Below are 12,082 nucleotides of genomic sequence, written 5' to 3'. Positions count from 1 at the left end.
GCGGGTCAGCCCTCCTGAAGGGTGGTCAGGCCGTGCTCGATGAAGACGGGGACGAGTTCGCCGATGCGGTCGAAGCCGGCGCCGACCGTCTGCCCGAGGGTCCAGCGGTAGTGGATGCCCTCCAGGATCACGGCGAGCTTGAACCAGGCGAAGGCCGTGTACCAGGCGAGGGCGGAGGTGTCGCGGCCCGAGCGGGCCGCGTAGCGCTCGACCAGCTCGGCGGCGCTCGGGTGGCCGGGGGCCGTGGCGGTCGTCGAGATGGGGGAGTCCGGCAGATCGAGCGGCGTGCTGTACATGACGAGCAGGCCGAGGTCGGTGAGCGGGTCGCCGAGCGTGGACATCTCCCAGTCGAGGACGGCCCGGATCCGGTCGTCCTCGCCGATGAGGACGTTGTCGAGCCGGTAGTCGCCGTGCACCACGGTGGGCGGGGGTGACTCCGGCAGCGCGCGGCCGAGGGCCGCGTGCAGCTCCTCGATCCCCGGCAGCTCGCGGCCGCGCGAGGCGTCGAGCTGCTTGCCCCAGCGGCGCAGCTGCCGGTCGAGGAAGCCCTCGGGGCGGCCGAAGTCGCCGAGCCCGACGGCCGCCGGGTCCACGGCGTGCAGGTCGACGAGGGTGTCGACCAGGCCGAGGGCGGCGGCGCGGGTGCGCTCGGGACCGAGCGGCGCGAGCTCCTCGGCGGAGCGGTACGGCGTCCCGTCGACGAACTCCATGACGTAGAAGGGTGCGCCGAGCACGGTCTCGTCCTCGCAGAGCAGCAGCGTCTCCGGCACCGGCACGTCCGTCGTGTGCAGGGCGCTGATGACGCGGTGCTCGCGCCGCATGTCGTGGGCGGTGGCGAGGACGTGGCCGAGCGGCGGCCGGCGGACGACCCAGCGGCCGGTGCCGTCGGTCACGACGTAGGTCAGGTTCGAGCGGCCGCCCTCGATCAGCCGGGCTTCGAGGGGGCCGGCGACCAGGCCGGGCCGCTCCCGGTCGAGGAAGCGGCGCAGCTGCTCGGGGTCGAGACCTGGCGGCGGGGCGGGACTCATGGTGCGTACCTCCGGATCGGCTTCGGTCGGCATTCATGATGACCGACCAGTCGGTATGTCGTCCAGAGGGGTGCTGGGAAACCCCGTCCGCGCTCTGGCTCTCAGGTCTTATCCCTGAATAGAGTTCACATATGGATGCGAAGATGCTGCTCGTCGACGAAGTCCGGCTGACCCCGATCCTCATCTCCGACCCGCCCCTCCTCAACGTCCAGGGCGTCCACCAGCCCTTTACGCCCCGGCTCGTGGTGGAAGTGATCACCAGGGGAGGGGTGAGCGGCCTCGGGGAGACCTACGGCGACGGTGTCTACCTCGACCTCGCCCGCCCGCTGGCCGAGGCTCTGCCCGGACACTCGGTCACGGACGTGAACGCTCTCTTCGCGCTTTCCGACCTCGGCACGGGCGCGGGCACGGCGGAGTCCCTGGACACGGGCGTCGACGCGGGCGGCCTGCGCGGTGTCAGGACCGCCGACAAGCTCCGTCTCTCCGTCGTCTCCGCCTTCGAGACCGCCTGCCTCGATGCCCTCGGCAAGACCCTCGGCCTGCCCGTCCACGCCCTGCTCGGCGGCAAGGTCCGCGACACCGTCGAGTACAGCGCCTACCTCTTCTACCGCTGGGCCGCCCACCCGGGCGCGGACCCGGCGGACGACTGGGGCGCGGCCCTCGACCCCGCGGGGATCGTCGCCCAGGCCCGCCGCTTCGACCGCCTCCACGGCTTCCGCTCCTTCAAGCTCAAGGGCGGGGTGTTCGCGCCCGAGCGGGAGATCGCCGCGATCCGCGCGCTCGCCGAGGAGTTCCCCGGCCGCCCGCTCCGCCTCGACCCCAACGGCGCCTGGTCCGTGGAGACCTCCCTCGCCGTCGCGCACGAACTGAAGGACGTACTGGAGTACCTGGAGGACCCGGCGAGCGGCACCGGCGCCATGGCCGAGATCGCCGCCGCCACGGACGTGCCGCTCGCGACCAACATGTGCGTGACCACCTTCGAGGAGGTCCCGGAGGCCTTCGCGAAGGAGGCGGTACGGATCGTCCTCTGCGACCACCACTACTGGGGCGGTCTCCACCGCACCCGCGAACTGGCCGCGCTCTGCCGCACCTACGGCGTCGGGCTCTCCATGCACTCCAACACCCACCTGGGCATCAGCCTCGCCGCCATGACCCAGGTCGCCGCCACCCTGCCCGAGCTCCACCACGCCTGCGACACCCACTACCCGTGGCAGACCGAGGACGTCGTCACCACCCGTCCCGTCTTCCGCGCGGGCCGGCTCGCGGTCTCCGACGCGCCCGGCCTCGGCGTCGAGCTCGACCGGGCCGCGCTCGCGGCGCTGCACCGCCGCTGGCTCGACGACGACGGCACCCTGCGGGAGCGCGACGACGCCGCGGCGATGCGCGTCGCGGACCCGGAGTGGCGCACACCCCGGGTCCCGCGCTGGTGAGGCCCCGGTTTCGATCGCGCGGTGTCAGGCGTGACAGGCCACGGGTGCGGTGTCAGGCGTGGCAGGCCACCGGCATCCCGCCGTTCATGGCCGCCATGTCGCCGAAGACCGCCACCGGGTTCAGTGGCGACCCCTCCGGCAGGCCCTCCAGCTCCGCGTACGCCCGGTGGAGGTTCGCGACGAGCCGCTCGCTCTCCTGCCAGGCGGCGAACTCCCCGAGCTCCGCCCGGCGCGCCGTCTCCAGCGGCGTCGCCCCCTTCGCGTACCCCTCCGCGGCCAGCTCCCGCACCCAGAGCAGGTACCGCTCCGTCGTGTCGTAGGCCGAGGGGTCGGTCACCCGGCCGTGCCCCGGCACGACCGTCGGCGCGTCGAGCGAGCGCAGCAGTTCGAGCGCGCGCAGCGAGCCGGAGAGCGACCCCATCGGCAGGAAGGGCGTCCCGCCGTGGAAGACCAGGTCGCCGGTGAAGACCACGCCCTGCTCCGGGAGGTGCACGATCGAGTCGCCCGTGGTGTGCGCCGGGCCCGGGTGGATCACCCGTACCTCGATCTCGCCGACGTACAGCGTCAGCCGCTCGCGGTACGTGACGGACGGCGGCAGGATGTCGACCTCGCCGAAGTCGGTCTGCGGCCACAGCAGATGGAGCTGGTGTCCGGCGGCGAGCTGCTCGGTCCGGCAGTTCTCGTGCCCGACGATCCGCGCCTCCGGCCGGAACACCCCGTTGCCGTAGGTGTGGTCGCCGTGGTGGTGCGTCGTGACGATGGTCCGGGGCAGCGGCAGCCCCTCGGCGAGCACCGCCTCGCGCAGCAGCCGCGCCCGCCGCTCGGTGGCCGCGGTGTCGACGAGGAGCGACTCGCGCGCGTCGCCGAGGAAGCCGGCGTTGTTCAGGCACCAGCCGCCGTCGGGCTGGACGAAGGCGTGGACGTTCGGCGCGAGCGCGACCACGTAGGGATCGGTGACAGACAAAGGGATTCCCCCGGTTGAGAGCCCGACTGGACAGGGGAAGAGTGCCAGTCGGGACGAGCTCCCGGGAAGCCGGGCAGGTCGAGGGCGTCAGTGGTCGTCCCAGTGGTTGCCGTGCGCCGCGTGCCGGTGCCCGTCGTGCGCGTAGTCGAGGTGGTCGCCGTGCTCGACGGCGGTGTGTCCGCACTCCGGCCCGTGCGTGTGGTCGGGGTGGGTGTGCGGGATGTGCGAGGTGGTCTCGCACTCGTCCCAGTGCCCGGCGTGCTCGCGGTGCAGGTGCCCGTTGTGGGCGTAGTCGACATGGTCCCGGTGCGTGACGACGGTGTGCCCGCACTGCGGGCCGTGGGAGTGCGCGTGGGTGGGGTGCTCGTGGTGGAGAACGGTCATGACGTGGCCTCTGCGAGGGGTCGGCTGACTCCCTTCCAGGCTAGTTCCATATACCCCGCTCGTCCTGATTCACGTGAATCGCCGTGATCATGCACTCCCGCCCGACTTGCGAGAGCCCCGGGCCCGGCCGAGTGTCGGGGTATGAAGGCGATCAGCTACAGCCGGTACGGCGGCCCCGAGGTCCTGGAGTACGGCGAGCTGCCCGACCCCAAGATCGGTCCGGACGGGGTCCTGGTCGAGGTGCGGGCGGCCTCCGTCAACCCGGTCGACTGGAAGGCGCAGGCCGGATACCTCGACGGCATGCTGGACGCGGTCTTCCCCGTCGTCCCCGGCTGGGACGTCTCCGGTGTCGTCATCCGCCCCGGCGTCTCCGTCACCGAGTTCGCCGTGGGCGACGAGGTCATGGGGTACGTCCGCGAGGACTTCCTCTCCCGGGGCACCTTCGCCGAGTACGTCGCCGCTCCCGTCCGCACCCTCGCCCGCAAGCCGCGCACCCTGGGCTTCGAGGAGTCCGCCGCCCTGCCCCTCGTCGGCCTCACCGCCTACCAGGTCCTCCACCACGCCCTCGCGGTCCGCCCGGGCGAGACCGTCCTCGTGCACGCGGCGGCCGGCGGCGTCGGGTCGATGGCCGTCCAGATCGCGCGCCACCACGGCTGCCGGGTCATCGGCGCCGCGCGGGACGCGGGCCGGGAGCGGGTCGCGGAGCTCGGCGCAGAGCCCGTCCAGTACGACGAGCGCACCTTCGCCGAGCAGGTCCGCACCCTCGCCCCGCAGGGCGTGGACGCCGTCCTCGACACCATCGGCGGCCCGTTCCTGAAGCTCTCCGCCGCCCTGCTCGCCCCGGGTGGCCGCCTCGCCTCGATCGCCGACGGCGAGGTCCTCGCCCTCGGCGGTCGCTACTTCTGGGTGCGCCCGGACCCCGTCGACCTCGCGGCCATCGCGGACCTGGTCGACGAGGGCGTCCTCACCGTGCGGGTGGCCAGGACGTTCCCCCTGGAGCGGGCGGCCGACGCCCAGCGCGCCAACGCCGAGGGCGGTCTGAACGGCAAGGTCGTCGTCACCGTCCCCTGACCGCCGGGACGCCCCGCCGGGTCACCAGATCATCGCCGCCCCGAGGGCGGCCAGCGCGATCGTGCATCCCGCGGCGAGCAGCGCGCCCCGATGCGAGAGCGGGCCAGGCCTGACCGTGCTCAGGGCGCGGATACGGCGGTGGGCGACGGCGAGGAAGCCGATCCAGACCAGCGCCGACAGCGCGAGGGCGGTCAGCCCCGTCGCGGTGGTGTCGTCGTGCAGGGCCAGCTTGACGGCGAGCACCGCCACCACCGTCCACGACAGGGTCGTACGCCGCCACGCGAGCCGCGTCCGCTCCGGCTGGAGCCCGGGGTCCCGGACCTCCGGGTCGGGGGCCCCGGTGCCGTGGGCCCCCGTCACCGCGCGGTCCGGCCCTTCCGCTCGGTCCGTCCGGTCCGTCCGGTCACTGCCCGGTCCAGCCGAAGAGCACGACCACCACCATCGCCACCGCCACCACGGCCACCACGAGGCTCAGCACCGCGGGGAACCGGGACCCGGGAAGGTCCTCGCCGCGCCGCATCGCCCGCTCGCAGCGCACCCAGTGGTTCACCGCCCGCAGCGCGCACAGCACACCGGCCCCGAGCAGCGCGAGCGCGAGCCCGACCCGGACGCCCCAGCGCAGGTCCGGCAGGAACTGGTCGACGGCGAAACCGCCGCCCACCAGCGCGAGCGCGGTACGGATCCAGGCCAGGAAGGTCCGCTCGTTGGCCAGGGAGAAGCGGTAGTCGGGGGTGTCGCCCTCGTCCCGGATCCGCTGCGGCGCGAACCACAGCCGCAGACTCTGCACGAAATCGCTCACACGTGCACCCTAACGGCCGGGTGATCGACCCGCCCGGCGCCCCTCACCCGGCCCGTTCGGTGCCCGAAACCCGGCCCCGCCCGGCGCCGTCACCAGGCCCCGTGCGCCCGCAGTCGCTCGTACCCGGCCATGCCGTCGGGCACCCACTCCCACGTGCCGAGCCGCGCGGCGAACTCCTCGTCCGTCAGGAAGTCGTGCCAGGCGACCTCCTCGACCTGCGGGTGCACCGGCAGGTCGCACCGGACCTCGTACACCGCCGACCACCACTTCCCGGCCACGCCCCCGGAGTCGTAGAGGAAGGTCAGCACCGGCTCGGGCCGGGGCAGTCCGGTGACCCCCAACTCCTCCTCGGCCTCGCGGAGCGCGGCCTCGTCGTAGGACTCGCCCGCGCCGACGACCCCGCCGACGAACATGTCGTACAGGGAGGGGAAGACCAGCTTGGTCGGCGTCCTGCGGTGGACGAAGGTCCGGCCCTCGGCGTCCCGGACCCGGACGAAGACGCAGCGATGGATGAGGCCCTGCGCGTACACCTCACCGCGCGGGGCCCGTCCGATCACCCGGTCGTGTTCGTCGACGACATCGAGAATCTCTTCAGCGGCGCTCATTCCGCCATCCAACCAGGCCCGAACAGACCCGAACAGGCCGGAGCAGACCCGAACAGGCCCGAGCAGGGGGAGCCGGTCTCACTGCCCCATGACGTACTTGACGGTCGGGCCGGTGGTCCAGCCGCCGTCCACCGCCAGCTCCGCGCCCGTCACGTACGAGGCGGCGTCCGAGAGCAGGAAGACGACGGCGCCCGCGATCTCGTCGGCCTCGCCGACCCGGCCCATCGGCGTGTTCGGGTACTTGCCCTCGCCGCGCTCGATGCCGACGGAGGCCGTCATCGGGGTGTACGTCATGCCCGGGTGGACCGAGTTGACGCGGATCCCCGCCGTGCCGAGCTCCACCGCGCCGATCTTCGTCAGTCCGCGCACGCCCCACTTGGAGGCGCCGTAACCGGCGGTCAGCGCCAGGCCCATGAGGCCCGCGGCCGAGGAGATGTTGACGATCGAGCCGCCGCCCGCCTCCTTCATCGCGGGTATCGCGGCCTTCATGCCGATGAAGACACCGGTCAGGTTGATGTCGAGGACCTTGCGGAAGTGCTCGACGGACTCGGTCTCCAGGAAGGCGCCCGTGGAGATGCCCGCGTTGTTCACCAGGCCGTGCAGCCCGCCGAACTCCGCCACGGCGTACGCGACGGCCGCCGCCCAGCCCTCCTCGGAGGTCACGTCGTGGTGGAGGAAGCGCGCCCGCTCGCCGAGCGCGTCGGCGGTCGCCTGGCCGTCCTCGTCCAGGACGTCGGTGATCACGACATCGGCGCCGGCGGCCACGGCCTGCCGGGCGGCCTCGGCGCCCAGGCCGCGGGCGCCGCCGGTGATGAGCACGGTCTTGCCGGTGAGGTCGTTCATGAGGGTCCCTTCAAGGTCCTGCGGAAGCTGTCGCGGTCGCGGCTGGTGTCGCTGTCGCGTGTCTCAGACGCTCCGGGGCTGTGCGGCCCGGAGAAGCGCGGTGGTCGTCTCGACCAGGTCGGCGAGGAAGAGCGCCTCGCCGGTGAGGGGTTCGGTGCCGTCGAGGTACTGCCGGGCCCGGTCCGCCATGGCCGCGCCCACCACGGTCAGCGCCAGGTCGAGGCGCTCCAGGAGCAGGGGCTCGGGCAGTCCGGTGGCGGCGAGGCGGTCCGCCAGCCGCTCGATCAGGTCCCAGTAGACGGTGCCGGCGAGGGTGGGGTGCGGGGTGCGGCTGCGGACGCCGCTCTCGTGGCTGAGCTGTGCGGAGATCCGCAGGCAGCGGCGGCCGCGCTCGGTGCGCAGCTCGCTCGCCTCGGCCGTGACGAGGGCCGCGACCAGCTCCTTCAGATCGTCCGTCGCCGCGTCGAGCAGGGGCGCGAGCACCTCGCGCGTACGGGCCTGGCGGCCGGCCATGACCGCGTCGAGCAGCCCGGCGCGCGAGCCGAAGTGGTACTGGACCGCGGAGGGATTGGCCTGCCCGGCCAGCGCCACGACGTCCCGCAGCTGCGCGCCGTCGACGCCTCGGGCGGCGAAGAGCTCCTCCGCCGCGCGGATCAGTTTCTCCCGGGTCTCAGGTCCCGACGTCCTTGCCATACGAACATATTAATGCTCGACATTAGAAAACGGGAGGGCGGCGAAACGGTTGACTCGATACATCCGTGTATCCAAGATGCGATCCATGTCCTACGACGCTGATGTGATCGTGATCGGGGCCGGTCTCGCCGGGCTCGTCGCCACCGCCGAGCTGGTCGACGCCGGCCGCACCGTGATCCTCCTCGACCAGGAGCCCGAGCAGTCGCTCGGCGGCCAGGCCCACTGGTCCTTCGGCGGCCTCTTCCTCGTCGACTCGCCCGAGCAGCGCAGGATGCGCGTCAAGGACAGCCACGCCCTCGCCCTCCAGGACTGGTACGGCACCGCCGGCTTCGACCGGACCGAGGACCACTGGCCGAGGAAGTGGGCCGAGGCGTACGTGGACTTCGCCGCCGGCGAGAAGCGCTCCTGGCTCCACGCGCGCGGCGTGCGGTTCTTCCCCGTCGTCGGCTGGGCCGAGCGCGGCGGCTACGACGCCAACGGCCACGGCAACTCCGTACCCCGCTTCCACATCACCTGGGGTACGGGCCCCGGCCTCGTCGCCCCCTTCGAGCGGCGGGTCCGCGAGGGCGTCGCCCGCGGCCTCGTCCAGCTCCGCTTCCGCCACCGCGTCACCGGGCTCGGCCGCACCGCGGGAGCCGTCGACACCGTCACCGGCGAGGTCCTGGAACCCTCCACCGCCGCCCGCGGCACCGCCAGCACCCGCACGCCCACCGGCACCTTCGAGCTGCGCGCCCAGGCGGTGATCGTCACCTCCGGCGGCATCGGCGGCAACCACGACCTCGTACGCGAGCAGTGGCCGGAGCGGCTCGGCACCCCGCCCGCCAAGCTGCTCTCCGGCGTCCCCGCCCACGTCGACGGACTGATGCTCGGCATCGCGGAGAAGGCCGGTGCCCACCACATCAACCGCGACCGGATGTGGCACTACACCGAGGGCATCGAGAACTGGAACCCCATCTGGGCCCGGCACGGCATCCGCATCCTCCCCGGCCCCTCCTCCCTCTGGCTCGACGCGACCGGCAGGCGACTGCCCGTCCCGCTCTTCCCCGGCTTCGACACCCTCGGCACGCTCGAACACATCATGCGGACCGGCCACGACCACACCTGGTTCGTCCTCGACAAGCGGATCATCGGCAAGGAGTTCGCCCTCTCCGGCTCCGAGCAGAACCCCGACCTCACGGGCAAGTCCGTCCGCGACGTGATCGGCCGCGCCCGCGCCGACGTACCGGCGCCGGTCCAGGCCTTCATGGACCACGGCGTCGACTTCGTCGTGGAGAACGACCTCTCCGCCCTCGTCCGCGGGATGAACGCGCTCACCGAGGAGCCGCTCATCGACGAGGACGCCCTCCGCCGGGAGATCACCGCCCGCGACCGCGAGATCGCCAACCCCTTCACCAAGGACCTCCAGGTCACGGCGGTCCGCGGCGCCCGCAAGTACCTCGGGGACAAGCTGATCCGCACGGCCTCCCCGCACCGCATCCTCGATCCCAAGGCCGGCCCGCTGATCGCCGTCCGCCTCAACATCCTCACCCGCAAGTCCCTCGGCGGACTGGAGACGGACCTCTCCTCACGCGTCCTGACGGAGAGCGGCGAGCCCCTGGAGGGCGTGTACGCGGCGGGCGAGGCGGCCGGCTTTGGCGGCGGCGGGGTCCACGGCTACCGCTCCCTCGAAGGCACCTTCCTCGGCGGCTGCATCTTCTCGGGCCGCGCGGCGGGAAGGGCGGCGGCACAGGCGGTCGGCTGAGGCGCGGGCGGTCGGCTGAGGCGCGGGCTCCGCGTCAGAGGGCGTCCGCTGCCACGGGGAACCGTTCCACCACGCGGAACCGTTCCACCACCACCATCGTCCCGTCGTCCACCACGAACCCCGGGTTGCCCAGCCCCTCCCGCATCTCCTCGCTGTGCCAGAAGCGCTCATGGGCCTCCCGCCACTCCGCGACCGACCGGTACCCCTCGCCCTCGTCGAGCGCGAGTTGCAGGTCGGCCTCGCCCAGGGGCAGGACCTGAACCTCCGTCACCTCCACGGCCGCCACCTCGCGGCCGTCCGAGTCGATGAGCGCCGAGCGCTCGCCCACCTCGGGCAGCTCCTCGTTCTCGACCTCGTACTCCACGAGGAGCCCGGTCGTGGCGACCTTCTCGCCGGAGAGGACGGCGGCGACGAGCCGGTCCCGCAGGGGGCCGGGGAAGGCGAGGAGCAGCGGCTTGAGCGCGTGAGGGCCGGTCATGGCCGACAGTCTGTCAGCCACGACCGGCCTCACGGCCGTACGCGCCGCTCAGGTCACAACACCAGTGACAGCAGCAGCACGAACACGATGCCCACGACCGAGATGATCGTCTCCATCACCGACCAGGTCTTGACCGTCTGGCCGACGGTCATCCCGAAGTACTCCTTCACCAGCCAGAACCCGGCGTCGTTGACGTGGCTGAAGAAGAGCGAACCCGCGCCGATCGCGAGGACGAGCAGCGCCGTCTCACTCGTCGACATGCCCTCAGCGAGCGGAGCCACGAGCCCCGCCGCCGAGATCGTCGCCACCGTCGCGGAACCGGTCGCGAGCCGGATCGCGACCGCGATCAGCCAGGCGAGCAGCAGGGCCGGGATGGACCAGCTCTCGGAGAAGTCCAGGATCATCTGGCCGACGCCGATGTCGATCAGGGTCTGCTTGAAGCCGCCGCCCGCACCGACGATCATCAGCACGCCCGCGATCGGGGCGAGGGACTTCTCGACGGTCGAGGACAGCCGCTCCTTGGTGAAGCCGGCCGCCCGGCCCAGGGTGAACATGCCGACCATGACGGCGGCGAGCAGCGCGATCAGCGGCGAGCCGATGACGTCGGTGACCTTCTGGACACCGTTCTCCGGGTCGTCGACCACGATGTCGACGAGCGCCTTGACCAGCATCAGGACGACGGGCAGCAGGACGGTCGCCACGGTGGCGCCGAAGCCGGGACGCTTCTCCAGGTCCTCGGAGGGACGGGCGGCCCCCTCAAGAGAGTTCAGCATGTTCTCGGGGGCCGGGATGTCCACCCAGCGGGCGGCGTACCGGGAGAACAGCGGACCGGCGATGATCACGGTGGGTATGGCGACGACGAGACCGAGGGCGAGCGTGACGCCCAGGTTGGCGCCGACCGCGTCGATCGCGACGAGCGGGCCGGGGTGCGGCGGGATGAGCCCGTGCATCACCGAGAGTCCGGCGAGGGCCGGGATGCCGATCCGCATCAGCGAGTAGTTGCCGCGCTTGGCGACGAGCAGGACGACCGGGATCAGCAGCACGATGCCGACCTCGAAGAAGAGCGGCAGCCCGATCACGGAGGCGATGACGACCATCGCCCAGGGCATGGACCGGCCGCTCGCCCTGGCCAGGATCGTGTCGACGATCTGGTCCGCGCCGCCCGAGTCGGCGAGGAGCTTGCCGAGGATCGCACCGAGCGCGATGAGCACGCCCACGCCGGCCACGGTGTTGCCGAGGCCGGTGGTGAAGGACTTGATGGTGTCCGCGAGCGGCGCGCCGGCGAACGCGCCGAGCGCGAGCGATCCGATGGTCAGCGCCAGGAACGCGTGCAGCTTGAACTTGGTGATGAGCAGGACGATGACGGCGATGCCGGCGAGTACGGCGATGCCGAGCTGGGCGTTGCCTGCCGAGGTGATCGGTTCGGCGGCATCCGCTGCCAGGATCTCGACACTGAGACTGGGCACGGTGGTTCCTCGGGGGTCAGTGGGTGGGCCGGCGCAGCGCGGCGACGGCCCGGGCGGCGATTTCTTCGGGGGTGCCGGAGACGTCGACGGCGACGCCGGCCTCGTCCTCCTGCAGCGGCTGCAGGGTGGCGAACTGGGAGTCGAGGAGTGCCGTCGGCATGAAGTGGCCCTTCCGGGCCCCCATGCGCTGCTCGATCAGCTCCCGGTCACCGGTCAGATGGAGGAAGACCACGCCGGGGGCCGCGGCGCGCAGCCGGTCCCGGTAGGTCCGCTTCAGCGCGGAGCTGCTCACCACGCCACCGAGCCCGGCCCGGTCGTGCGCCCACGCCCCGATGGCGTCGAGCCACGGCTCCCGGTCGGTGTCCTCCAGGGGGATGCCGGCCGACATCTTGGCCACGTTCGCCGCCGGGTGGAAGTCGTCGCCCTCCGCGTAGGGGAGGGCCAACGCCTCGGCGACCAGCGGGCCGATGGTGGTCTTGCCGGTCCCGGCGACGCCCATCACGACGACGACTGTCCTTGCCTTGGGCTGGGGGGTGGTGCTCATGGGTGGTGCCTCGCTGTCTTCTTCGACATCGATCCG

General features: G+C 72.4%; 14 protein-coding genes. 3 read left to right on the top strand and 11 right to left on the bottom strand.

Going from position 1 to position 12,082, the window contains the following annotated elements; genetic code table 11:
- Positions 1–5: 5 nt before the first annotated feature.
- Entirely contained in the window at positions 6–1,028 is a 1,023-nt protein-coding gene (locus tag OG361_RS08590; RefSeq protein WP_405852744.1) for a phosphotransferase, read from the bottom strand.
- A gap of 131 nt (positions 1,029–1,159) precedes the next feature.
- Here OG361_RS08590 and OG361_RS08585 point away from each other — a divergent pair, with 131 nt between their 5' ends.
- Positions 1,160–2,458, top strand: a complete 1,299-nt coding sequence (locus OG361_RS08585) for an enolase C-terminal domain-like protein (protein WP_405852743.1) — start codon at positions 1,160–1,162, stop codon at positions 2,456–2,458.
- 52 nt (positions 2,459–2,510) lie between these two features.
- Here the strand turns inward: OG361_RS08585 and OG361_RS08580 are convergent, their stop codons facing one another.
- Complete coding sequence (locus OG361_RS08580) at positions 2,511–3,422, bottom strand: MBL fold metallo-hydrolase (protein ID WP_405852741.1); 912 nt, start codon at positions 3,420–3,422, stop codon at positions 2,511–2,513.
- An 87-nt stretch (positions 3,423–3,509) separates the two neighbouring features.
- A complete protein-coding gene (locus OG361_RS08575) occupies positions 3,510–3,806 on the bottom strand; it encodes a hypothetical protein (RefSeq protein WP_405852740.1) in 297 nt (98 codons plus the stop codon).
- Between the two features lie 141 nt (positions 3,807–3,947).
- Between OG361_RS08575 and OG361_RS08570 the strand changes: the two genes are divergently transcribed.
- A complete protein-coding gene (locus OG361_RS08570; RefSeq protein ID WP_405852738.1) occupies positions 3,948–4,877 on the top strand; it encodes an NADP-dependent oxidoreductase in 930 nt (309 codons plus the stop codon).
- A gap of 21 nt (positions 4,878–4,898) precedes the next feature.
- Here OG361_RS08570 and OG361_RS08565 read toward each other — a convergent pair whose 3' ends face one another.
- The 5 genes from OG361_RS08565 to OG361_RS08545 all read right to left on the bottom strand — a co-directional run bounded on the left by OG361_RS08565 (position 4,899) and on the right by OG361_RS08545 (position 7,817).
- Positions 4,899–5,237 (bottom strand): DUF202 domain-containing protein, encoded by a 339-nt coding sequence (locus tag OG361_RS08565; protein WP_384560958.1) that lies wholly within the window; start codon positions 5,235–5,237, stop codon positions 4,899–4,901.
- Positions 5,238–5,280: 43 nt separating this feature from the next.
- Positions 5,281–5,676, bottom strand: a complete 396-nt coding sequence (locus tag OG361_RS08560) for a YidH family protein (protein WP_384560961.1) — start codon at positions 5,674–5,676, stop codon at positions 5,281–5,283.
- A gap of 89 nt (positions 5,677–5,765) precedes the next feature.
- Entirely contained in the window at positions 5,766–6,281 is a 516-nt protein-coding gene (locus OG361_RS08555) for an NUDIX domain-containing protein (RefSeq protein ID WP_405852737.1), read from the bottom strand.
- Positions 6,282–6,359: 78 nt separating this feature from the next.
- The gene (locus tag OG361_RS08550) at positions 6,360–7,124 is read right to left on the bottom strand and encodes a glucose 1-dehydrogenase (protein ID WP_384560967.1); all 765 of its coding nucleotides are present in this window, start codon (positions 7,122–7,124) and stop codon (positions 6,360–6,362) included.
- Between the two features lie 63 nt (positions 7,125–7,187).
- Complete coding sequence (locus OG361_RS08545) at positions 7,188–7,817, bottom strand: TetR/AcrR family transcriptional regulator (protein ID WP_405852736.1); 630 nt, start codon at positions 7,815–7,817, stop codon at positions 7,188–7,190.
- A gap of 85 nt (positions 7,818–7,902) precedes the next feature.
- Here OG361_RS08545 and OG361_RS08540 point away from each other — a divergent pair, with 85 nt between their 5' ends.
- Positions 7,903–9,558 (top strand): FAD-binding dehydrogenase, encoded by a 1,656-nt coding sequence (locus tag OG361_RS08540; protein ID WP_405852735.1) that lies wholly within the window; start codon positions 7,903–7,905, stop codon positions 9,556–9,558.
- 34 nt (positions 9,559–9,592) lie between these two features.
- Here OG361_RS08540 and OG361_RS08535 read toward each other — a convergent pair whose 3' ends face one another.
- From OG361_RS08535 to OG361_RS08525, 3 genes are read right to left on the bottom strand one after another with little or no spacing between them, the layout of a single operon-like run.
- Positions 9,593–10,036: an ASCH domain-containing protein gene (locus OG361_RS08535; protein ID WP_384560976.1), complete on the bottom strand. Its 444-nt coding sequence runs from the start codon at positions 10,034–10,036 to the stop codon at positions 9,593–9,595.
- A 53-nt stretch (positions 10,037–10,089) separates the two neighbouring features.
- On the bottom strand, positions 10,090–11,502 hold the full coding sequence (locus OG361_RS08530; RefSeq protein ID WP_405852734.1) for a GntP family permease: 1,413 nt from the start codon (positions 11,500–11,502) through the stop codon (positions 10,090–10,092).
- A 16-nt stretch (positions 11,503–11,518) separates the two neighbouring features.
- Complete coding sequence (locus OG361_RS08525; protein ID WP_405852733.1) at positions 11,519–12,046, bottom strand: gluconokinase; 528 nt, start codon at positions 12,044–12,046, stop codon at positions 11,519–11,521.
- Positions 12,047–12,082: the final 36 nt, after the last annotated feature.

The sequence above is a fragment of the Streptomyces sp. NBC_00090 genome (assembly GCF_045160815.1).
Classification (GTDB): Bacteria; Actinomycetota; Actinomycetes; order Streptomycetales; family Streptomycetaceae; genus Streptomyces.
The sequence above is the reverse complement of the archived record's forward strand: the minus strand, read 5'-3'. Positions and strand labels throughout refer to the sequence as shown.

What these genes read in the sequence shown, in the direction of transcription:
- OG361_RS08590 (WP_405852744.1), bottom strand. Translation starts at nt 1,028, where the DNA reads ATGAGTCCCGCCCCGCCGCCAGGTCTCGACCCCGAGCAGCTGCGCCGC.
- OG361_RS08550 (WP_384560967.1), bottom strand. Translation starts at nt 7,124, where the DNA reads ATGAACGACCTCACCGGCAAGACCGTGCTCATCACCGGCGGCGCCCGC.
- OG361_RS08575 (WP_405852740.1), bottom strand. Translation starts at nt 3,806, where the DNA reads ATGACCGTTCTCCACCACGAGCACCCCACCCACGCGCACTCCCACGGC.
- OG361_RS08525 (WP_405852733.1), bottom strand. Translation starts at nt 12,046, where the DNA reads ATGAGCACCACCCCCCAGCCCAAGGCAAGGACAGTCGTCGTCGTGATG.
- OG361_RS08540 (WP_405852735.1), top strand. Translation starts at nt 7,903, where the DNA reads ATGTCCTACGACGCTGATGTGATCGTGATCGGGGCCGGTCTCGCCGGG.
- OG361_RS08535 (WP_384560976.1), bottom strand. Translation starts at nt 10,036, where the DNA reads ATGACCGGCCCTCACGCGCTCAAGCCGCTGCTCCTCGCCTTCCCCGGC.
- OG361_RS08555 (WP_405852737.1), bottom strand. Translation starts at nt 6,281, where the DNA reads ATGAGCGCCGCTGAAGAGATTCTCGATGTCGTCGACGAACACGACCGG.
- OG361_RS08570 (WP_405852738.1), top strand. Translation starts at nt 3,948, where the DNA reads ATGAAGGCGATCAGCTACAGCCGGTACGGCGGCCCCGAGGTCCTGGAG.
- OG361_RS08585 (WP_405852743.1), top strand. Translation starts at nt 1,160, where the DNA reads ATGGATGCGAAGATGCTGCTCGTCGACGAAGTCCGGCTGACCCCGATC.
- OG361_RS08545 (WP_405852736.1), bottom strand. Translation starts at nt 7,817, where the DNA reads ATGGCAAGGACGTCGGGACCTGAGACCCGGGAGAAACTGATCCGCGCG.